This is a genomic window from Salipiger sp. ABN3_019 (assembly GCF_056158605.1).
In genome coordinates this window covers 1,135,463-1,156,320 of sequence record NZ_JBSWTP010000010.1, presented here as the reverse complement: position 1 = coordinate 1,156,320, position 20,858 = coordinate 1,135,463, and the positions used below count along the sequence as shown (strand labels likewise).

At 64.7% G+C, this 20,858-nt stretch carries 19 protein-coding genes, 2 tRNA genes and 3 pseudogenes; 10 read left to right on the top strand and 14 right to left on the bottom strand.

Annotation, left to right across the window (positions count from 1 at the left end; genetic code table 11):
• The first annotated feature begins 94 nt into the window (after positions 1-94).
• Entirely contained in the window at positions 95-1,000 is a 906-nt protein-coding gene (locus tag ACXAD2_RS27460) for a LysR family transcriptional regulator (protein ID WP_475168333.1), read from the top strand.
• Here the strand turns inward: ACXAD2_RS27460 and ACXAD2_RS27455 are convergent.
• From ACXAD2_RS27455 to ACXAD2_RS27445, 3 genes are all read right to left on the bottom strand, one after another.
• Positions 941-1,975 (bottom strand): ion transporter, encoded by a 1,035-nt coding sequence (locus tag ACXAD2_RS27455; protein WP_475168336.1) that lies wholly within the window; start codon positions 1,973-1,975, stop codon positions 941-943. The genes ACXAD2_RS27460 and ACXAD2_RS27455 overlap by 60 nt on opposite strands.
• Positions 1,972-2,901, bottom strand: a complete 930-nt coding sequence (locus ACXAD2_RS27450; RefSeq protein WP_475177794.1) for a low temperature requirement protein A — start codon at positions 2,899-2,901, stop codon at positions 1,972-1,974. The genes ACXAD2_RS27455 and ACXAD2_RS27450 overlap by 4 nt, the downstream gene beginning before the upstream one ends.
• 202 nt (positions 2,902-3,103) lie before the next feature.
• Positions 3,104-3,355: a tyrosine-type recombinase/integrase gene (locus tag ACXAD2_RS27445; protein ID WP_475178427.1), complete on the bottom strand. Its 252-nt coding sequence runs from the start codon at positions 3,353-3,355 to the stop codon at positions 3,104-3,106.
• A 47-nt stretch (positions 3,356-3,402) separates the two neighbouring features.
• Here ACXAD2_RS27445 and ACXAD2_RS27440 point away from each other — a divergent pair.
• Positions 3,403-3,906, top strand: a pseudogene (locus ACXAD2_RS27440) (IS5 family transposase); the annotation flags it as partial.
• 77 nt (positions 3,907-3,983) lie between these two features.
• On the opposite strand, the pseudogene ACXAD2_RS27435 reads toward ACXAD2_RS27440, so the two are convergent.
• A pseudogene (locus tag ACXAD2_RS27435) lies at positions 3,984-4,149 on the bottom strand (IS256 family transposase); the annotation flags it as partial.
• On the opposite strand from ACXAD2_RS27435, the pseudogene ACXAD2_RS27430 reads away from it, so the two are divergent.
• Positions 4,139-4,440 (top strand): annotated as a pseudogene (locus tag ACXAD2_RS27430) (IS5/IS1182 family transposase); the annotation flags it as partial. The pseudogenes ACXAD2_RS27435 and ACXAD2_RS27430 overlap by 11 nt on opposite strands.
• 63 nt (positions 4,441-4,503) lie before the next feature.
• On the opposite strand, the gene ACXAD2_RS27425 reads toward ACXAD2_RS27430, so the two are convergent.
• The 5 genes from ACXAD2_RS27425 to ACXAD2_RS27405 form a co-directional block, all read right to left on the bottom strand.
• Positions 4,504-5,577, bottom strand: a complete 1,074-nt coding sequence (locus ACXAD2_RS27425; RefSeq protein ID WP_475177791.1) for a sn-glycerol-3-phosphate import ATP-binding protein UgpC — start codon at positions 5,575-5,577, stop codon at positions 4,504-4,506.
• A complete protein-coding gene (gene ugpE / locus ACXAD2_RS27420) occupies positions 5,577-6,419 on the bottom strand; it encodes a sn-glycerol-3-phosphate ABC transporter permease UgpE (protein WP_164184005.1) in 843 nt (280 codons plus the stop codon). Before ugpE ends, ACXAD2_RS27425 begins: the two co-directional genes overlap by 1 nt.
• A gap of 4 nt (positions 6,420-6,423) precedes the next feature.
• Entirely contained in the window at positions 6,424-7,395 is a 972-nt protein-coding gene (locus ACXAD2_RS27415) for an ABC transporter permease subunit (RefSeq protein WP_164184007.1), read from the bottom strand.
• A 98-nt stretch (positions 7,396-7,493) separates the two neighbouring features.
• Complete coding sequence (locus ACXAD2_RS27410; RefSeq protein ID WP_475177784.1) at positions 7,494-8,789, bottom strand: extracellular solute-binding protein; 1,296 nt, start codon at positions 8,787-8,789, stop codon at positions 7,494-7,496.
• Positions 8,790-9,258: 469 nt separating this feature from the next.
• Positions 9,259-9,333, bottom strand: a tRNA-Phe gene (locus tag ACXAD2_RS27405).
• 151 nt (positions 9,334-9,484) lie between these two features.
• Between ACXAD2_RS27405 and mnmH the strand changes: the two genes are divergently transcribed.
• Positions 9,485-10,543 carry a tRNA 2-selenouridine(34) synthase MnmH gene (mnmH, locus tag ACXAD2_RS27400; protein ID WP_475177780.1) on the top strand — a complete coding sequence of 353 codons (1,059 nt, stop codon included), beginning with the start codon at positions 9,485-9,487 and terminating at the stop codon, positions 10,541-10,543.
• Here the strand turns inward: mnmH and selD are convergent.
• Positions 10,525-12,684 (bottom strand): selenide, water dikinase SelD, encoded by a 2,160-nt coding sequence (gene selD, locus ACXAD2_RS27395; RefSeq protein WP_475177775.1) that lies wholly within the window; start codon positions 12,682-12,684, stop codon positions 10,525-10,527. The genes mnmH and selD overlap by 19 nt on opposite strands.
• 430 nt (positions 12,685-13,114) lie before the next feature.
• Between selD and rpsA the strand changes: the two genes are divergently transcribed.
• From rpsA to ACXAD2_RS27370, 5 genes are all read left to right on the top strand, one after another.
• Positions 13,115-14,791 carry a 30S ribosomal protein S1 gene (gene rpsA / locus ACXAD2_RS27390; RefSeq protein WP_066107712.1) on the top strand — a complete coding sequence of 559 codons (1,677 nt, stop codon included), beginning with the start codon at positions 13,115-13,117 and terminating at the stop codon, positions 14,789-14,791.
• A 164-nt stretch (positions 14,792-14,955) separates the two neighbouring features.
• Positions 14,956-15,663, top strand: coding sequence for a gamma-glutamylcyclotransferase (locus tag ACXAD2_RS27385; protein ID WP_475177769.1), 708 nt, complete (start codon positions 14,956-14,958; stop codon positions 15,661-15,663).
• Between the two features lie 241 nt (positions 15,664-15,904).
• Positions 15,905-16,186, top strand: coding sequence for an integration host factor subunit beta (gene ihfB / locus ACXAD2_RS27380; protein ID WP_066107709.1), 282 nt, complete (start codon positions 15,905-15,907; stop codon positions 16,184-16,186).
• 5 nt (positions 16,187-16,191) lie between these two features.
• Positions 16,192-16,542 (top strand): lipopolysaccharide assembly protein LapA domain-containing protein, encoded by a 351-nt coding sequence (locus ACXAD2_RS27375; RefSeq protein WP_066110351.1) that lies wholly within the window; start codon positions 16,192-16,194, stop codon positions 16,540-16,542.
• Between the two features lie 157 nt (positions 16,543-16,699).
• Positions 16,700-17,368, top strand: coding sequence for a phosphoribosylanthranilate isomerase (locus tag ACXAD2_RS27370; protein ID WP_475177762.1), 669 nt, complete (start codon positions 16,700-16,702; stop codon positions 17,366-17,368).
• A gap of 177 nt (positions 17,369-17,545) precedes the next feature.
• Here the strand turns inward: ACXAD2_RS27370 and ykgO are convergent, their stop codons facing one another.
• Positions 17,546-17,671 carry a type B 50S ribosomal protein L36 gene (gene ykgO, locus ACXAD2_RS27365; RefSeq protein ID WP_008884645.1) on the bottom strand — a complete coding sequence of 42 codons (126 nt, stop codon included), beginning with the start codon at positions 17,669-17,671 and terminating at the stop codon, positions 17,546-17,548.
• 82 nt (positions 17,672-17,753) lie between these two features.
• Positions 17,754-17,828: transfer RNA gene (locus tag ACXAD2_RS27360), tRNA-Val, on the bottom strand.
• 159 nt (positions 17,829-17,987) lie between these two features.
• Here ACXAD2_RS27360 and ACXAD2_RS27355 point away from each other — a divergent pair.
• A complete protein-coding gene (locus ACXAD2_RS27355; RefSeq protein ID WP_475177759.1) occupies positions 17,988-18,848 on the top strand; it encodes an N-formylglutamate amidohydrolase in 861 nt (286 codons plus the stop codon).
• A gap of 70 nt (positions 18,849-18,918) precedes the next feature.
• Here ACXAD2_RS27355 and ACXAD2_RS27350 read toward each other — a convergent pair whose 3' ends face one another.
• Entirely contained in the window at positions 18,919-19,566 is a 648-nt protein-coding gene (locus tag ACXAD2_RS27350) for a pseudouridine synthase (protein ID WP_475177756.1), read from the bottom strand.
• 81 nt (positions 19,567-19,647) lie between these two features.
• Positions 19,648-20,820 carry a thiolase family protein gene (locus tag ACXAD2_RS27345; protein WP_475177755.1) on the bottom strand — a complete coding sequence of 391 codons (1,173 nt, stop codon included), beginning with the start codon at positions 20,818-20,820 and terminating at the stop codon, positions 19,648-19,650.
• Positions 20,821-20,858: the final 38 nt, after the last annotated feature.

Genomic DNA, 20,858 nt, shown 5'->3' with positions numbered 1-20,858 from the left:
CGAACCGATCCGCGGGTGATGGAGCCAATATGACGCTTGAGCGGCTCAGTGATTAGACGGTAAGTTCTTCATGGACCTATAAGTGAGATGATAAATGCGGCGCGAGGATATCGCCGATCTGACAGCCTTCGTGACCGTGGCCGAAGAGGGCAGCTTCACCAAGGCCGCAACCCGGCTGGGCATATCTCAGTCCGCGCTGAGCCAGATCGTGCGGCGGCTCGAGGATCGCCTCGGGCTGCGCCTGCTGGCACGCACGACGCGCAGCGTTGCCCCCACGCCCGCAGGCGACAGGCTGGTCCGCCGCCTTGGTCCGCTGCTGCGCGAGATCGACAGCGATCTCGCCGAGCTGAGCGAATTCCAGGACACGCCGACAGGCAATATCCGCATCACCTCGGTCGAACATGCGGCTAAGACCATCCTCATTCCAGCACTGGCCGAGGTGCTCCCCGACTATCCCGACGTGAACGTCGAGGTCATCGTCGATTACGGGCTCGTCGATGTCGTGGCCGACAGGTTCGATGCTGGCGTGCGGCTCGGCGAGCAGGTGGCGAAGGACATGATCTCGGTGCGTATCAGCCCGGACATCCCGATGGCGATCATCGGCGCTCCCGCCTACCTCGCGCAGCATCCCGTGCCGAAAACCCCCGAGGACCTCGTCGAGCACCGGGCGATCAATCTGCGACTGCCGTCATCCGAGACGATCAACGCCTGGCGGCTGGCAAAGAACGGCGCGGCAAAGCGGGTCCGGGTCGAGGGCGCGCTCAGTTTCAACACCGTCGAACTGATCCGGAAAAGCGCTCTTCTGGGGCAAGGTCTGGCCTATCTCCCGCGAGACCAAGTCGAAGACGATCTGGCACGGGGGGCGCTGAGCCAGGTGCTGGTGGACTGGACGCCGCCGCTGCCGGGCTATCACCTCTACTACCCGAACCGGCGGCACAGTTCACCGGCGTTCCGGCTTGTCGTCGACGCGTTGAAGGCTCGGCTTCGCCGTCTCTCCTGACTTGCCGCTGGCCACCTTGCGACTGTCGAAGACATGGCCGCAGGCGGGGCAGCAGCACTCCCCGCGCGGCACCTGCCGCAGACGGACCTCGGAAAGGATGGCATGGGCGATGTCGCGGCTGATGCCGAGCTCGCGTCGCAGCCGCTCGATCTGGCGGCCCTCCTCGAGATCGATCTTGCCGTCCTCCAGCGCCAGCCGAAACTCGTTGCGCAGATGGTCGCGGCGGCGGTGCAGGTGATCGGCAAGACCGCTGGCGATGATACCGGCGGGCAGTGCCGCCATGCCGACGCCGAGCACGGTGATGAACCCGCCGAAGACCTTGCCCAGAGGCGTGATCGGCGTCACGTCGCCGTAGCCCACCGTGGTCAGCGTCACCAGCGCCCACCACATGGCGGCGGGGATCGAGCCGAACTCCGAAGGCTGCGCCTCGTGCTCGACGAGATAGGCGCCGGTCGCTGCGAAGACGAGCAGGATCGTCAGGATCGAGAAGGCCGCCACCAAAGCACCCGCTTCCTCGCGGATCACCGAGATCAGCACCGAAAGCGCCGGGGAATAGCGCGTCAGCTTGTAGATGCGGAAGAGCCGCAGGATGCGCAGCATCTGCAGGTTCGAAGTGAAAAGGAGCCCGATGAAGAACGGCAGCACCGCGCCGAGATCGATCAGCGCCATCGGGCTGCGCATGTAGTGCAGCCGGGCGCGCCACGGCGGCAACTTGGGCTCACGCTCGGCGCTGGCCCAGACCCGCAGCATGTACTCGACCGAGAAGATCGCGACCGAGATCGTGTCGAAGGCCCGGAAGCTGGCATGATGCGTGGCGTAGATGCGCGGCACGGTCTCCAGCGCCACGGCAATCACGTTGGCGATGATCAGCAGGATGAGCGCGACGTCGAGCACCCGCGCCAGCTTCGGCCCGGTCCCGGGGTGTTCAAGCAGCAGGTAGGCCCGCCGCCGGAGGCTTTCCTTGCCGGCGCTCACGATGCCGGGGTAGCGCGCAGGTCACGGACTGCGCGGTAGAGCGGCACGCCGATCTGCGAAAAGAGCGCGATGCCCCAGCCGAGGTTGCCGATGATCGCGGGCACGTAGGAGTGGATGAAGAACATGAAGATCGCCATGGCCACCCCGAAGAGCCGCAGGCCGCCGGTATGGTAGCGCCGGGTCTCGTCGCGGCCCTCGACCAGCAGTTGCAGCACCCAGAGCGCCGCCAGAAACACGGCAAGCCCGATCGTGCCAAGCGCTCCGTAGCCCGGCGGATAGGGCTCGAGAAAGCCGACATAGACCTCGCCTGCAAGCGCCACGCCGATGGTCACCGCCGCCCAGAGGATGACGATATGGGCAAACCAGTAGCACAGCATCAGCGGCACCTTGCGTGTCTTCAGCTTGGCCATGCCCGCGCTGTCAAAGTAGATCCACGCCAGCGCAAAGAGTGACAGCCCACCCATGGCGATGTTGAAAAACGTGCCGGGATAGGCCTCGTCGATGCCCTTGTCCGCGAGCGTGACGCAGAGCTTGAAGAAGCCCTCGCCGAGCAGGATCAGCATCAGCAGACCGAAGCGTTCCGACAGGTGGCCAAGCCGCGGCAGGAAGCGCTCGAAGCGCAGCGTGCCGATGCCCGGCAGCAGGTACATCAGCTGGATCATCACGATCCCAGCGCCGAACACCCAGTAGGCCAGCGGCCGCGGGAGGACGGCCGAGACCGCGAAGACCGCAGCAAGGATGAAGAAGTTCCGCCCCATCTCGGAGGCCAGCGAGGTGCTCTCGGCGCCGAGATGCCGCGCCCGCCAGTAGAGCCATGCGGTGAGCGCCCGGTTCAGCGCGTAGCCGAGCGCGAAGAAGGGCCAGCCTCCGTGGGTGATCTCGGGGATCGCCGCGGCGATGAACATCTTGTAGGGCCAGGCGTGCAATCTGCTCGTCGGTCAGCCAGAAGAGATCGCTCATGTCACCGCTCCGTTTTCAAAGCCGTGAATCATGCTGTTCCCGCGAAATCAATGCATCCTGACCCTAGTGGCGGTGACTAATTTCAGCGACACCATGGCGAGCTTGCGGCCTTCCCTTGAGAGCGTTCAGGGAAGGCGCGCATAATGAAATGGAAATCCCGACGCTGTGCTAAGCCGCCATCAGGTCGGTCTCGAGTTTCTCGAACATCGACACGTCCTCCTCGGCGTTCTCAAAGAGATGGCCATAGACGTCCATCGTCATGTTGATCGAGGCGTGGCCGAGGAGTGTCTGTATCTTCTTCGGGTTCCAGCCCTGCTCGATGAACAACGACGCCGCAGCGTGACGCAGCGCATGAAGTCCGAACTTTGCGTCGCCCGCGTCGTCGACGATCCCGTTGGCGACCAGCATCGGCTTGAACACGCGGTTATAGATGTTGGCGTAGTTCTGGATCTTACCCGCGCCGTTCGGAAACACTGGAGGTCCGCGCTGTCGAGATCACCGGGAGCCACATCGGTGATACCCCGGTGCTACCCGATCTGCTCGGCCAGATCGCGGCGGACGAGCGGATCGGTAGCGTCACCGCCGACGGTGCCTACGACACACGTAAATGCCACGACGCTGTTGCCGACCGTGGCGCCCATGCCGTCATCCCGCCCCGCAAGAACGCGAAGCCTTGGAAGACCATCACCGCCGGAGCGCTCGCCATTGTCCTCGGATCAATGGCGGAAAAAGGCTCGCCGCGAAACGAGGCCCTGCGCGCGGCGAAATACCTGGGCCGCGCGCTCTGGCGACGATGGAGCGGATGCCACCGCTGAAGCCGCGTCCAGACCAAGATGCATTGCGTGAAGCTGCTGGGACAGAGCCTCATGGCGCGCGATTTCGATCGCCAGGTCGCCGAAATCCAGATCCGCGCCACCACGCTCAACCGCTACACCGCGCTCGGCATACCTGTCACCGAGCCCGTCGGATAAGTGCGTCTGGGGAAAGGGGAGGTCCGCGCTTCACGCCCTTTGCGCAACAAAGCCTCCCGGATGGCCTGAGGGTATGATCAGGCGACGGTCGTTATGATGTTGAGAATTGCGTGGAGTTCCTCGTTGATCTGGGCGAAAGGCCGCGACCATCATTCAGCGGCTAGCTGTCTGCCACTCGTCATTCTGCTCGAAGAGAACCGCGCCGATCAGGCGTATGATTGAGGCCTCGTTAGGAGGCGAGCCGATCATCCCAATCCGCTGCAATGGCCGAGCTTGGAAGCCGGAAGGCCTCGCGGCGATCTCGCGCAACGAGATACTGAAGGCGACACGATGTTTGGGCCGACTGGTCTGGGAAAATTGGGCCGGCTACCACGCGCAAACTTGCGTCGAAGCCCAATTGAACCAACTGAAGCTTTTCGGCGAACGGATCATATCACGTGAGCCTGACCGCCAGACCGCCGAATCCAGAACCTGATCGCCATCATGACCCGCGCCTCGGCCCTCGGAAGGGCCGAGATCAACGCCGTCGTCTGAAGCCGGCGGGGAAAAGGGACTTCTCGTCCTTGTCTTTCGATCAGCGAAACAAGGTCCTGCGGATCATTGCGCGGGCTCGGAGACGGTCTGCAGGCGCTTGTCTATGCGGCGCCCGCTCTGCGTGTCGAAAAGATGCAGCCTCTGTGGATCGAACGCCACGTGCACCTCACTCGCCAGCGGCGTATCATGCGTGTCGGCCACCGCCAGAACCTGCCCGCCCACCATGCCGTGGATGATGCGCTGCGCGCCCAGTTCCTCGACGTATTCCACCCGCATCTGCAGGCCGCCGGTCTCGACGATGCGCAGATCCTCGGCCCGGATGCCCAGCGTCACCGGCCCCGGCGCATTGCCCACCTCGGCCAGCGCATGACCTTCGAGCAGCAGACGTCCGCCCTCGATCCGCGCGTCCAGAAGGCTCATGGCCGGTGCCCCGATGAAGGAGGCGACGAAGGTGGACGCGGGCTTGCGGTAGACCTCGAGCGGCGCGCCGATCTGCTCGACCCGCCCGCCGTTCAGCACCACCAGCCGGTCGGCGAGCGTCATCGCCTCGAGCTGATCGTGGGTGACGTAGAGCGAGGTGGTCCCGAGCCGCTGCTGCAGCTTGCGGATCTCCATCCGCATGGACACCCGCAGCTTGGCGTCGAGGTTCGACAGCGGCTCGTCGAAGAGGAAGGCGGCGGGCTGGCGCACGATGGCCCGGCCCATGGCGACCCGCTGGCGCTGACCGCCCGACAGAGCGCGCGGCTTGCGGTCAAGATACGGCCCAAGCTCCAGCATGCGCGAGGCTTCGGCCACGCGTTCCTCGATCACCGCTTTGCTTTCGCCGCGGTTCTTCAGCCCGTAGGCCATGTTGTCGCGGACCGACATATGCGGGTAGAGCGCGTAGTTCTGGAACACCATGGCGATGTCGCGCTCCGCCGGATCGAGGTCATTCACCCTCCGCCCGCCGATATGCACGTCGCCGCGCGTGACCGTCTCCAGCCCCGCCACCATGCGCAGAAGCGTGGACTTGCCACAGCCCGATGGGCCGACGAGCACGATGAACTCGCCATCCTTGATGTCGATGTCCACATCCGAGACGGCATCGACGCCGCCGGAGTAGGTCTTGCCGACCGACTTGAGAGTAAGCTCAGCCATTATTTGTCACTTTCCGTCAGGCCCTTGATGAACATGCGCTGGAAGATCACCACCACGGCAACCGGGGGGACCATGGCCAGCACCGCTAGGGCAAAGGCTTCGTTGTAATCGGGGATCTGACTGCCGACCCAGACCTGCAGGATCGACTTGATGCCGCGCATGAGCGTGTAAAAGCTCTCGTCCGTGGTCATCAGCAGCGGCCAGAGGTACTGGTTCCAGCCGTAGATGAACATGATGATGAAGATCGCCGCCATCATGGTTTTGCTCAGCGGCACCAGCACGTCGATGAAGAATTTCACCGGTCCCGCGCCGTCGATCCGCGCCGCTTCTAGCAGCTCGTCCGGCACCGAGCGGAAGAACTGCCGGAAGAAGAACGTGCCGGTGGCCGAGGCCAGCAGCGGCACGATCAGCCCGGTGTAGGTGTTGAGCAGATGCAGTTCCGACATCACCTGATAGGAGGGCACGATGCGCACCTCGAGCGGCAGCAGCAGCGTGGCGAAGATCGCCCAGAACATCAGCGTGGCGAAGCGGAAGCGGAAGTAGACCAGCGCGTAGGCGGCCATCATCGACAGTACGATCTTCCCGATGGCAAAGCCGAGGCCCATGATCATCGAGTTGCCCAGCATCAAAAGGCCGGTGACGTCGCCGGTGAAGCCGCCCTTATGTGTCAGCACCTTGCCATAGGTTTCGGCGCCATGGCTGCCGGGGGTGAGGTAGAGGCCATTTGAATGGATGTCGATCGCCGCATGGGTCGAGGACATCAGCGCCATCACCACCGGGGTGCAGAGAAACAGCGCGCCGAGGATCAGGATCAGGTGGTCGAGTGGTTTGATTTTCTGCATGGCGTCACCCGTAATGCACGCGGCGTTCGAGGAAGCGGAACTGCAGCACGGTCAGCAGCGCCACGACGATCATCAGGATCACCGACTGCGCCGAGCTGCCACCGATGTCATTGCCTTTGAAGCCGTCGAGATAGACCTTGTAGACCAGCGTCATCGGGTTGTTGGCGGGCTTGTCCTTCACGATGACATCGATGATCGGGAAAGTGTCGAACATCGCGTAGGTGATGTTGATCACCAGCAGGAAGAAGGCGGTGGGTGCCAGCAGCGGCAGGGTGATGTCCTTGAACCGGCGCCAGCCGGACTGCGCGTCGATCAGCGCGGCTTCGCGCACCGAGACCGGCACCGACTGCAACCCCGACAGGAAGAAGATGAAGTTGTAGGGGATCTGCTTCCACACGGCGATCACGATGAGCGCAGTGGCGGTGTCCCAATAATTGATGCCGACCTTCAGATCATAGCCGAAAAAGGCGGCCAGATCCTTCATTGGCCCCATGTGCATGTCGAAGAACATCATGCCGATCAGCCCGGCGACCGGCGGCGCGATGGCGTAGACCGAGATCAGCAGCGTTTTGTAGGTCTCGGCGCCGCGGATCACCTTGTCGGCCTTGACCGCCAGCAGCAGCCCCAGCCCCAGCGCCAGCCCGGTCACCACCACGCAGAAAAAGGCGGTGAAGGCGGCGGTCGAGAGGTAGCCCGAACTGCTCAGCGCGTCGGTGTAGTTCTCCATCCCTACAAAGGTGGCGCCGAAACCGAAGGGGTCTTCGAGGTAAAACGACGAGGTCACCGCCTGCACGGAGGGCCAATAGAAGAAGATCACCACCACCGCGAGTTGCGGCAGCAGAAAGAGCCACGGGGTGAGCGGGCGGTCGAACTGCACGCGTTTGACGGGGTTGGCGGTCTCGCCGCCCCACCACGCGCGCAGGCGATCCAGCGCGCTGCGCTCGGCCCTTGGCAAGGTCATGGGAGTGTCGGTCACGGGCTGTGTCCTGATCGGTCTGTGCGCCTGCGTGGCGCGGCAACGGCAGCGGGGCCCCGGACATCCGCCCGGGGCCCCTGAACGCGGCAGGGCCGGTCTTAGTTGGCGGTCTTGGCAAAGCGCGCCAGCAGCGCGTCGCCTTCTTCCTGGATGGTGTCGAACGCGGCCTGCACGTCGGTCTCACCCGAGAAGATGCTGTTGAACTCGCGCTCCATCACCGAGCGGATCTGCGGGTAGAAGCCCAGACGGTAGCCCTTGGACCATTCGCCGCCGTCCAGCATCAGCTGCTGGATGCCAACCTCGGCCACCGGCTGCTCGTCGTAGTAGCCTTCGCCCTTGGCCATCTCGTAGGCGGCCTCGGTGATCGGCACATAGCCGGTGTTCTTGTGCCAGTAGACCTGAGTCTCAGGCGAGGTCAGGAACGAGAAGAACTTCGCGGTACAGGCGTTCTCGGCGTCGGGTTTACCGGCCATTGCGAAAAGCGCGGCGCCACCGATGAAGCTTTGCGTACCGGCACCTTCGATGCTGTCCCAATAGGGCATGTAGACGGCGTCAAAATCGAAATCCGCCGATTTCTGCAGGCCGCCGAAGCTGCCCGACGAGCCGATCCACATGGCGGCCTCGCCCTCTTCGAAGGGCTTGAGGTTGTCGGCCCAGCCAGCGCCGTAGAAGCCGTAGAGGCCTTCGTCGGCCCATGCCTTGAGCTTTTCGAACATCATCACCTGGTTCTCGTCGTTGACGAGAATTTCGGTGCCCTCGGTGGCGTCATAGCCATTGTTGTTGGTGGCGAACTGCTGGTTGTTCCGCGATTTGAAGTTCTCGACCATCATCCAAGTCAGCTGCGAGGCGGTCATCGGCAGGTAGCCGGCCTTTTTGAGCTTCGGAGCGACCGTTTCGAACTCTTCCCAAGTCTTCGGCGGCTCGACGCCCGCCTTCTCGAAGGCTTCGATGTTGTAATACATGATCGGCGCCGACGAGTTGAACGGCATGCCAATGAACTTGCCGTCGCTGTCGGCGTAGAAGTTCCGCACACCGGCGATGAAGTCGTCGCGGTTGAACTCTTCGCCCGCGCCCTTGATCAGGTCTTCGGCGGGGATCGTCGCGCCCTTCGCGGCAATGATGGTCGCGGCGCCCGCGTCGAACACCTGCAGGATGTTCGGCTGCTCCCCCGAACGGAACGCCGCGATGCCCGACGACAGCGCCTCTTCATAGGTGCCGCGTGAGATCGGCGTCAGGTTACATGCGTCCTGCGCCGCGTTGAACTGCTGCGAAATTTCATTGATCACTTCGCCGTTGCGGCCGCCCATGCCGTGCCACCACGTGATGTCGGTGGCGGCGAAAGCGGTTGAGGCCAGCAGCATGGAGCCGATCGCGAGTCCGGTTGTCTTGAACATGTGGTGTCCCCCGTTCTTGTTCCGTGCCGGGGTAGGCGCGCTCTGTGACGGCTCTGATACCACTGAGTGACATTTGAATGACGACGCGGATTTCCGCCAACATCCTTCGCCGGCAAGGCTACGCGACCGAGATCACGAGCGTTGCGGTTGCACGCCAACGGCGCGCTGAAACGGCAGGCCCGGGCTTTCCGAGAGGCTTTTCCGACTATGACGGTAAATTAAACGAACGATCGTCCAGTTGGTGGGCCGCGCGTCACGCGAGCTTCAGAAAATCGGGGGCTCTCATGGAGAAGCAAAAGGCGACGCCTAGAGAGGGGAGGGCACCTTCGGCTTATTTTGGATACAGCGGCTGAAGTAATAAATCCCACACTTCACGAAGGCGAGCGCGGGCGAATTGGTGTCCGACATGGTCTAATGCTCCAAGCAACTGTTAGAAGCTGAAGCGAAACCAGTGTATTATCCAAAGAAATGGTGCCCGGGGGCGGAATCGAACCACCGACACGAGGATTTTCAATCCACTGCTCTACCCCTGAGCTACCCGGGCACTGGGTGAAGGGCGCTGCCCCTCGGGTGAGCCGGGGTTTAGTCGAGCCGTTGGGGAGTGTCCAGAGGGTTTTGTCGAAAAAATTCACTTCCCCTTGCGGCAGCGCAAATCGCGCTTTCTTCACTGCCCGCAGCGCGCTACCAACTGCGCCATGCCTCGCAAGATCACCCAGCTCTCCGAGTTTCTCCGCCACGGCTGCGACACCGTCATCGACGTGCGCAGCCCGGCTGAATTTGCCGAGGATCATGTCCCCGGAGCGATCAACCTTCCTGTGCTCGACAATGAAGAGCGCGCGCGCGTGGGAACGATTTACAAGCAGCAGTCGCCGTTTCTGGCGCGCAAGCTTGGCGCGGCGCTGGTCTTCCGCAATGCCGCCGCGCATATCGAGGGGCCCTTGGCGCATCACGAAGGCGGGTGGAAGCCGCTGGTCTATTGCTGGCGCGGCGGGCAGCGGTCCGGGTCGTTCACCTATCTACTGCAACAGATCGGCTGGCGCGCCGATTATGTCGAGGGCGGCTATCGCACATTTCGGCGTCTGGTGACCGAGGCGCTTTACAACTCGGCGCTGCCAATGAAGTTGATTCAGCTTGGCGGCTATACGGGCACCGCAAAGACCGCGCTCTTGCCGAAGCTTGCGGCGCGCGGTGTTCAGGTGATCGATCTTGAGGGTCTTGCGCGGCACCGGGGCTCGCTGCTTGGGAATATGCCGGGCGGGCAACCGAGCCAGAAATGGTTCGAGACCCAACTGGTGCAAGCGCTCGACGGGCTCGATCCGGCAAAGCCGGTGCTGGTCGAGGCCGAGAGCAGCAAGATCGGACAGCTGCTCATTCCGCCCGCGATCTGGGAGGCGATGAAGCTCGCGCCGTGGATCGAGGTGGCCGCGCCGCTCGAGGCGCGGGCGGCCTATCTGGGGGCCGCCTATGACGACATCTGGTCCGACGGGGCGGCGCTCAAGGACAAGCTCTCGCCGCTGCGCTATCACCGGGGGCACGAGCTTATCGATCGCTGGGAGGCGATGATCGACAGCGGGGATCGGCGCGCGCTCGCCGCGTCGCTGGCGGCGGATCATTATGACCCGGCCTACGAGAAGTCGATGCGAGCCATGACGCCGAGGGTGCTGGAGCGGTTTGAGACGCCGGCGCTTGACGATGCGGCGCTTGAGGCGCTGGCGGACCGGATGGCAGAGCGGCTTCAGACCATCTCGATCTGATCCGTGCGGTCGGTGATCTCGCCGATCTTCACCGCTGGAAAGCCCGCGGCGCGAAGCTGCTGCAGGCACTGCGTGACGTCGCCGCTCACCGCGGCGAGCAGCCCGCCGGCGGTTTGCGGATCGAACATCAGGTCCGGCCTCGGTCCCATCGGCTGGAACGGCAGGGCGGCGCGGTTCTTGGGATAAAGCGTCGAGGCATGGCCCGCCGCCGACAGCTCCTCGGCTCCCGGCAACAGCGGCACCTTGTCCATGTGCAGCCGCGCACCGACGCCGGAAGCGCTGCAGATGTTCTGCAGATGCCCGGCGAGGCCGAAGCCGGTGACATCGGTCATCGCGCTGGCGCCGCGCAGGATCTCGGCGGCTTTGCCTTGCGGCTTGGTCATATGCGCGAGCGCGGCGGCGATCCAAGCGCCCTTTGCCGCGCCCGCCATTTCCGCGGCCATGATGACGCCGGTGCCGATCGGCTTGGTCAGGATAAGTGTGTCGCCGGGGCGGGCACCGGCGAGGGTGATCGGCGCGGCATCGCACAGACCGGTGATCGTCAGCCCGATGCTGAGCTCGTCGCCCATGGCGGAGTGACCGCCGACGAGTTCGGCCCCCTCGGCGCGCAGAATCCCGGTGATCGCACGCAGGCATTCGGTGAGCGTGCGCTCGGCCAGCGGCTCGGACATGCGGGGCAGCGTGAGGCTTGCCACGGCGGCCTGCGGCGCAGCGCCCATCGCCCAGATGTCTCCGAGCGCGTGCACGCAGGTGATGCGGGCCATGACCTCGGGGTCCTCAATGAAGGCGCGCAGGTGATCGACTGTCATCACCTGCCGCTGCCCGCCGGTGAGCAGTAGGGCCGCGTCGTCGCCGGGCAGGGCGGTGACATCGGGGCGGGTTGGTGCGGGCAGGGTCGACAGCGCCGAGGCCAGCGCGTCGCGCCCCACCTTTGCGCCGCAGCCGCCGCACATGGGCTTGGTGCCGAGCGCCTCTTCCATGCCGTCCGCGTGATGGCGGGGCATGGCGGGCACGGTCATCTTCGGCAACTCGTCGAATTTGCGCATGAACTTGCGGTCGATGTGGTCTTTCCAGCGCCACATCAGCGGGCCGGAGAGTGCCAGCCCGCCCTTGTCGGCCAGCGCCGATTTGCGCCCAAGGGAGATCAGCTTGAGATAGTCGCGCTGCGGCCGGTAGGGGCGCAGCTCGCCGCGGCCTTCAAGCGAGGCGCGCAGGTTGTGCAGCAGCACCGGGGCCTCGCGCACGGCAAACACCCCGGCTTTGGGGCGCGGGGTTTGGGTAAGATGCGCGCAGTCCCCGGCGGCGAAGATGGCCGGATCGGAGCTTTGCAGGCTGGGCGCGACCTCGATGAAGCCCTGGTGTAGATCGAGGCCAGTTTGCTGCAGCCATCCCTGCGCCCGCGCGCCAGCCGCGCCGGTGATGAAATCGGCGATGATCTCGGTGCCATCCGCGAGGCGCAGGCCGGTGGCGGTGACCTTGGTGATCTCGGCCCCCTCGTGCAGCGTGACGCCCTGCGCGGCGAGCGCGGCGCGGGCCTTGCTGGCGGCGGCAGGGCGCAGCGCGGTCAGCGCCGTGCCGCGCTCAATCAGATGCACCTGTGCCGCGCGCCCGCGCTGCCCGAGCGCGAAGGCCATGGCGCAGGCCAGTTCGGCCCCCGCCACGCCGCCACCGATCACCGCGACGGACCCCGGGCCTTCCTCGTCGCGATAGGCCTCCCACGCGGTTGCGAAAGGTCCGAGCGGTTTTGCCGGGAAGGCGTGTTCGGCGAAGCCGGGTAGATCGGGCATGGCGGAGGTGATGCCGATGTTCACCGAGGCCACGTCGAACCCGATGGGCGCGCGGCCCGCCACATGCACCTGCCGGGCGGCACGGTCGAGGCCGGTCACGGCGCCCAACACCACGCGCGCGCCAGCAAAGCGCGCCAGTTTCACCAGATCGATGTCGAGCTCGTCGCGCCCGTAATGTCCGGCGACAAACCCGGGCAGCATGCCCGAATAGGGCGCGGTGGGGCCGGGGTTGATCAGCGTCACCCGCGCGCCGGGCAGCGGATCCATGCCCCACATCCGCAGCAGCAGCGCATGGGAATGGCCGCCGCCAATGAGGACGAGATCGCGGGTGAGGGGAAGATTGGGCGCGCGCATGGCTCTCTCCGGCTGGTCGCAGGCCGTGTAGCACGGCTGGGCGGCGGAGGGGGAGGGGCTGCGGGCCCCGTGCAGTGGTTTGCAGTGGTTTGATGTCGCGCAGCTTTTGCTCGCAGCGCGGGTCTTGGGGGCGCTGCCCCCGACCGCGCGGAGCGCGGTCTCCCCCGGCGTATTTGCAAAGAGAAGAAGCGGCGGGCGGCGGCGAGAGGGCGCGCGCGGCGGTGCCAGAAGGGCTTTTGGCTTGATCTGCGGCGGTGCAGGGGCTATATCGCGCGCGTCAAGCAAGGCACCACACGCCGCGGACCAAAGACGGGCAGGGTCGGGTAACCGGCCCTCTTTGTCATATGCGGATCGCCCGAAAGACCAATCCGAAGACCGGTGGAGACAACCACCCGGCCAGCAAAACCGATGTAAAGGACATATACGCCACATGGCAAACGCAACCATGGAGGAATTCGAAGCCCTCCTTACCGAAAGCTTCGAAATGGACACCCCCGAAGAGGGGTCCGTTGTTAAAGGCAAGGTCATCGCAATTGAAGCGGGCCAGGCCATCATCGACGTCGGCTACAAGATGGAAGGCCGCGTTGAGCTGAAAGAATTCGCAAACCCCGGCGAAGCCCCCGAGATCTCGGTCGGCGACGAAGTCGAGGTTTACCTGCGCGCAGCTGAAAACGCCCGCGGCGAAGCCGTGATCAGCCGCGAGATGGCCCGCCGCGAAGAGGCATGGGACCGTCTCGAGAAGGCCTACGCCGACGACGCCCGCGTCGAAGGTGCGATCTTCGGCCGCGTCAAAGGTGGCTTCACCGTCGACCTCGGCGGCGCTGTTGCCTTCCTGCCCGGCAGCCAGGTTGACGTCCGCCCCGTGCGCGACGCAGGCCCGCTCATGGGTCTCAAGCAGCCGTTCCAGATCCTCAAGATGGACCGTCGCCGCGGCAACATCGTTGTCTCGCGTCGTGCAATCCTCGAGGAATCGCGCGCCGAGCAGCGTGCGGAAGTCATCGCCAACCTCACCGAAGGCCAGACGGTCGACGGCGTGGTCAAGAACATCACCGAATACGGTGCGTTCGTTGATCTGGGCGGCGTGGACGGCCTGCTGCACGTCACCGACATGGCATGGCGCCGTGTGAACCACCCGTCGGAGATCCTGTCGATCGGCGAGACCGTCAAGGTCCAGGTCATCAAGATCAACAAAGAGACCCACCGTATCAGCCTCGGCATGAAGCAGCTGCAGGAAGATCCGTGGGATCTGGTGGCTGTGAAGTACCCGCTGAGCACGGTGCACACCGGCCGCGTGACCAACATCACCGATTACGGCGCCTTCGTGGAGCTGGAGCCGGGCGTCGAAGGTCTGGTTCACGTGTCGGAAATGTCCTGGACCAAGAAGAACGTCCACCCGGGCAAGATCGTGTCGACCTCGCAAGAAGTCGAAGTCATGGTGCTCGAGATCGATCCCGCGAAGCGTCGCGTTTCGCTCGGCCTCAAGCAGACCATGCGCAACCCCTGGGAAGTGTTCTCCGAGACCCACCCGGAAGGGACCGAGGTCGAGGGCGAGGTCAAGAACATCACCGAATTCGGTCTGTTCATCGGCCTGCCCGGCGAGATCGACGGCATGGTTCACCTTTCGGACCTGTCGTGGGATCAGCGCGGCGAGGAAGCCATCCAGGAGTACCGCAAAGGCGACGTGGTCAAGGCCGTTGTCACCGAAGTGGACACCGACAAAGAGCGAATCTCGCTCTCGATCAAAGCACTCGGCGGCGACAAATTCGCTGACGCGGTTGGCGGCGTGAAGCGCGGCTCGATCGTGACCGTCGAAGTGACCGCGATCGAAGATGGCGGCATCGAGGTGGAATACGAAGGCATGAAGTCCTTCATCCGCCGTTCGGACCTGTCGCGTGACCGCGCAGAGCAGCGCCCCGAGCGCTTCTCGGTTGGCGACAAGCTCGACGTCCGCGTCACCAATATCGACAGCAAGACCCGTCGTCTGGGCCTGTCGATCAAGGCACGCGAGATCGCCGAAGAGAAAGAAGCCGTGGAACAGTACGGCTCGTCCGACTCCGGCGCATCGCTGGGCGACATCCTCGGCGCAGCTCTGAAGCGCGACGAGTAAGCCTCGCGCTTGCAATGAGACAAAGAAGGCCCCGGGAGACCGGGGCCTTTTTCTTTGGCAGCGCATCAAAGCTGAGGCCGTTGCTTGGCGCATGGCTGCACAGGGGGATGTGCAGAGCGCCGTGCCGTCTTGCGCTTGGGCCGCTGGCGTGACGATAACCGCATATGCCAAACGATATGCCCTCCACCGCTGCCCTTTTCCTGACCGAAGACCATGTGAACCGGGTCTTTCGCGAAGTGCCTGAAACCGACGACGCCGAGCTTTGGGGCTGGAGCCGTCTTGATGACGCGGGCATCGCTGCGAAGGCGCGGGAGATTCTCGCGCAGCGCCCGGAAGGGCCGCTGCAGGTCTTTGCGTATGGCTCGCTTCTGTGGAAGCCGGAGTTCTCCCCGGTCGCCGAACGGCAGGGGCGGGCATTGGGCTGGCACCGTGCCTTCTGTATCGAGCTGACCTCGTGGCGCGGCACGCCCGAGGCGCCGGGGCTGATGATGGCGCTGATGCCGGGCGGCGAATGCACCGCGCTGCTGCACGAGGTGGCCGAGGCGGAGGTGCTGGCCGCCACCGAGGCGCTCGTGCGCCGCGAGATGCCCTATGTGGAGCTTTCGGACAGTTACAGCTGGGTGCCCGTCGAAACAGCGGGCGGCATGGTGAGCGCGCTGACCTTCTATGCGCCGCCGCGTGGAAATCGTCTGCGGACCGATCTGACGCTGGAGGAGACCGCACAGATCATCGCGCGCGCCTGCGGCCACGCGGGCTCGAACGTCGAATATCTGCATCGCACGGTGACGTCTCTGGCCGCGCAAGGGCTGCACGACGCGCAACTGTGGCGGCTGGAACGGCTGGTCGCGGAAGAAATCGACGCGCTTTTTTGAACCGAGATTGCGTCGCTTCGGCCTGACGTAGGGGCCGAATCGCGGACTATTCTTTGGGATAGCCGCAGTGCAGCAATTGCGTCCGGCGCGGGCTGGAGCGGGGTCTGACCGGCATGAAGCCGCGCAATACGCTGCTTTTCATGGATTTTTCTCTGATTCTCGCGGTTTCCATTTGGCGAGCCCCCGGCAAAGGTCGTACAACAGTGGGAGCGCGGAAAATGCGATATAGGGATGGGCGAGGATGATCAGATCGGAATTGATCCAGAAGATCGCGGAGGAGAACCCGCATCTCTACCAACGAGACGTCGAGCGGATCGTGAACACGATCTTCGAGGAAATCACCGCCGCGATGGCGCATGGCAATCGCGTGGAACTGCGCGGCTTTGGCGCCTTTTCGGTCAAGCAGCGGGACGCTAGACAGGGGCGGAACCCCCGCACGGGCGAAGCCGTTGACGTCGAGGAGAAATGCGTGCCGTTCTTCAAGACCGGCAAGCTCTTGCGGGACCGACTGAACGGGAAGTGACCTCGATGAAATACATTCGCTACGCCTTCTGGGCCATTCTGGCCATTGTGCTGATCTGCGTGGCTCTGGCCAACCGTGGACCGGCCACGCTGAACCTTCTGCCGACCGAAATGGCCGAACTGCTGAACTTCCAGTACACGGTCACTGTGCCGGTGTTCATCGTGATCTTTGGCGGGATTGTCGCCGGTCTGCTGATCGGCTTCGTCTGGGAGTGGCTGCGCGAGCACAAGCATCGTGCGGTGGCGGCGCAGCGCAAGACCGAGGTGAAGCGGCTTGAGCGGCAGCTGAAAAAAACTCAGGACGAGCGCGACAAGGATAAGGATGAGGTTCTGGCGATCCTCGACCAGAGCGCCTGAGGAACCCTCAGCGGGCGGGCCAGCGTGAGTTGGGCGCCGCGATTTGAAAGCACTGCCGGAGGGCAGGGAGAGGGGGGCTTTGGCTCCCCTCATTGCTTGGCGGCGGGCGTCTGCGGGAGTATCTACGGAACTGGACGCTGCAGAAGGCAAGGAACGGATGGATATTCAGGTGAAAATCTGCGGGCTGCGCACGCCCGCCGACGTGGCCGCCGTCGCCGAGGCCGGGGCGCGCTACGCAGGCTTTGTGTTCTTCCCCAAGAGCCCGCGTGCGGTGACCGTGGCGCAGGCGCGCGAGCTGGCGCTGGCGGCCCCTGTGGGGCTGGCCAAAGTGGCGCTGGTGGTCGACGCAGACGATGCTCTGCTGCACGAGATCACCGACAATGTGCCGCTCGATATCCTTCAGTTGCATGGCAAGGAGAGCGTCGAGCGCGTGGCGGAGATTCGCGCGCGCTTCGGCCTGCCGGTGATGAAGGCCGTGGGCGTGGCGTCTGAGGCAGACCTGCCTGCGCTTGAGGCCTATGGGCGGGTTGCCGACATGCTGCTCGTCGATGCCAAGGCGCCGAAGGGCGCGGCGCTGCCCGGCGGCAATGGGCTGGCCTTCGATTGGCGGCTTATCGCCGGTCGGCGCTGGCCGGTGCCTTGGATTCTGGCAGGTGGGCTGACCGCGCAGAATGTGGCGCAGGCGGTGCGGATGACCGGAGCGCGGCAGATCGACCTTTCGAGCGGTGTCGAAAGCGCGCCGGGCGAAAAATCGCCGGAGTTGATTCGGGACTTCATGCAGGCCGTGCGAAAAGCGGAGGCCGAGCTCGAGGTGCCGCAGCTCTGACGTATCGCGGCGCAGCGACAGACAGCAAAAGGCCCCGTGCAAACGCATGGGGCCTTTTTGTATGGCGTGGCTGCGGCCTGCGGTAAAACCCGTGCTGCACCAAACCCTTGCGCTGGACAGCAAAAAGGCCACCCGAGATGGGCGGCCCTTAGCCGGATCAAGATCCTGCGGTTTCGATCAGCCCTGACGAGCTTTGAAACGACGCTGGGTCTTGTTGATCACGTAAACACGGCCCTTGCGACGCACAACGCGGCAGTCGCGATGGCGCTGTTTGAGCGAGCGGAGCGAGTTAGCGACTTTCATATCAAGTCTCTCCTCTTTCGCGGCGCGCGAGCGCCTGGCGTTGCGTTTTGCCTCGAACCATGGTTCGAGACGATGAATTCCATGGTGGGCGGTACTGGGATCGAACCAGTGGCCCCTACGATGTCAACGTAGTGCTCTACCGCTGAGCTAACCGCCCGTATGGCCTGCGCTTTTCTTGTTGTTCTGGCCGCGTCCCTCTTTCGAGTGCCGCAGTGAACTGCGCCGGTGGAGCGCTCTATAAAAGGAGTCGGAGGGGGGATCAAGGGCTTTTGGGAGAAATAAGATTCAGGCTATCTTATTCCTGCAAGGAGCCCCGATGCCCAAAGTCGCTTATCATCTCGATCTGCCTGAAACCCATAGTTCTGCGGTGGTTTTCGCCTCGCCGCACTCTGGGCGTGACTACCCGTGGAGCTTTCTGCGGGGCACGGTTCTGGACGAGAAGCAGATTCGCTCGTCCGAAGATGCCTTCGTCGACCGGCTGTTCGATTGTGCGCCGCAGTTTGGGGCGCCTTTGCTGCGCGCCGGGGCGCCGCGGGCCTTCATCGATCTCAACCGCGCCTCTGACGAGCTTGATCCTGCGCTGATCGAGGGGGTTCGCCGCGCCGGGCATAACCCGCGAGTCGCCTCTGGGCTGGGCGTCGTGCCGCGCGTGGTGGCGAACGGGCGGGCGATCTACTGCGGCAAGCTGCCTCTGGCCGAGGCGGAGCGGCGCATCGGGCTCTACTGGAAGCCCTACCACACGCGCCTGCAGGCGCTGCTCAATTCGGCCAAGAGCGCGTTTGGCGAGGCGATCCTGATCGATTGCCATTCGATGCCGCATGAGGCGGTGGAAAGCGTGCTGCGCCGGGGGGCACGCAGGCCGGAGATCGTGCTTGGGGATCAATTCGGCGCATCGGCTGCGCCCGAGGTGGTCGATCTGGTCGAACAGGCCTTCCGCCGCGCAGGGCTCGAAGTGGCGCGCAATGCACCCTTCGCCGGGGCGTTCACCACGATGAATTACGGTCGGCCCTCACGCCGCCAGCACGCAATCCAGATCGAGATCGACCGCGCGCTCTATATGGACGAGGCGCAGGTGCGCCCGAGCGGCGATTTCCACGCCTTCCGGCGGTTGTTGCGCGGTGTGATTGCCGAAGTGGCCGCCATCGGTCATCGCGAGCAACGTCTGGCGGCGGAGTAACCCGGCTCGGACGTCTGGCTCCCTGCGCCTCCGGCGGGGATATTTCCGCCAAGAGGAAGGGTAGGATTCCTCAGAACGGCGCGGGCGCGCGAAACGTGTGACCCATGCCGCCGTCGGGATGACGCAGGCGCAGCTCTTCGGCGTGCAGCATCATGCGCGGATACTGATCGGCGGTGTCCGGAGCGTAGAACGGATCGCCCAGAATCGGATGCCCCTGAGACAGCATGTGCACCCGCAACTGGTGGCTGCGCCCGGTGCGGGGCAGCAGGTGCACGCGGGTTTCCTCGTCGGTGGCCTTGATCACCCGCCAGTCGGTCTGCGCCGGTTTGCCGGTCTCGTGGCAGACCATTTGCTTGGGCCGGTTGGGCCAATCGACGATCAGCGGCAGGTCGATATGCCCGTGCTTGGGCTCGAGTCGCCCGGCGACCCGCGCCAGATAGGTCTTCTTGGTGCGGCGGTGTTCGAACTGCTGGCCGATGTGGCGCTGCGCGTGCGGGGTGAGGGCAAAGACCATCACCCCCGAGGTGTCGCGGTCGAGCCGGTGCACCAGGAGCACCTGCGGGAAGGCGACCTTCAGCCGCTCGATCAGGCAGTCGGCAAGCTCCGGGCCCTTGCCGGGCACGGAGAGCAGCCCTGCGGGCTTGTCGACGACGAGGATCTCGTGATCGACGTGAAGGACCGGGATCTCTCCCTGCGGCGGATTGTAATCGGAGCTCATGCAGCGCTCATGGCAAAAGCCGAGCGGCGCTGCAAGGCTCCTGCGGGGCGCCATGCCGTCGCAGCGCCGCAATAGGGCGCCTCAGAGCCGCTCTATGGCAATCGCCGTGCCCTCGCCGCCACCGATGCAGATCGCCGCCACGCCGCGCTTCAGGCCGCGGGTTTCCAGCGCGTTGAGCAGCGTCACCATGATCCGCGCGCCAGAGGCACCGATCGGATGTCCTAGTGCGCAGGCGCCGCCGTTGACGTTCACCACGTCGCGCGGCAGACCCATCTCGTGCATGAAGGCCATGGGCACGACCGCAAAGGCCTCGTTGACCTCCCAAAGATCGACGTCCGACAGCTTCCAGCCGACGCGCTCAAGAAGTTTGCGGGCGGCGGGAATCGGCGCGGTGGGAAAGAGGTTCGGGGCCTGCGCGTGGCTGGCATGGCCGAGGATGCGCGCCCGCGGCGTGACGCCGGTCTGCGCCGCCGCATCGAGCGTGCTCAGTACAAGGGCGGCGGCACCATCCGAGATCGAGCTGGAGTTGGCCGCGGTCACCGTGCCGCCGGGCCGGAACGCGGGTTTCAGGTGCGGGATCTTCTCGGGGCGGGCACGCGCTGGCTGCTCGTCGCGGGTGATCACCTCCTCGCCGGTGCGGGCGTGGATCGTCACCGGGGTGATCTCATTGTCGAAGGCACCGCTGCGCTCGGCATCCAGTGCGTTCGACAGCGAGGCCAGCGCGTATTGGTCCTGCGCCTCGCGGGTGAACTGGAAAGCCTCGGCGCAATCCTCGGCGAAGGTGCCCATGAGACGGCCTTTGTCATAGGCGTCTTCGAGCCCATCAAGGAACATGTGATCCACCGAAGTGCCATGCCCGAGCCGCGCGCCGCCGCGCATCTGCGGCAGCAGGTAGGGCGCGTTGCTCATGCTCTCCATGCCGCCCACGGCCATGACCTGCGCATCGCCGAGCGCCAGCCGGTCCCAGCCCATCATCGCCGCCTTCATGCCAGAGCCGCACATCTTGTTGAGCGTGGTCGCGGGCACCTCTTCGCCCAGCCCGGCCTTGAAGCCCGCCTGCCGCGCCGGTGCCTGACCCTGTCCTGCCGGCAGCACGCAGCCCATCAGCAGCTCGTCCACCGCGGGCCGGCCCGCTTCGGCCAGCGCCGCCCGCAGCGCAGCGCCGCCGAGTTCCGCAGCCGAGACATCCGACAGCGCCCCCTGAAACCCGCCCATGGCGGTCCGCGCCGCACCGGTGATCACTACGTCCTTCATGCTCTCTCCTCCCAAAGACACGGATCCTGAATACCGAA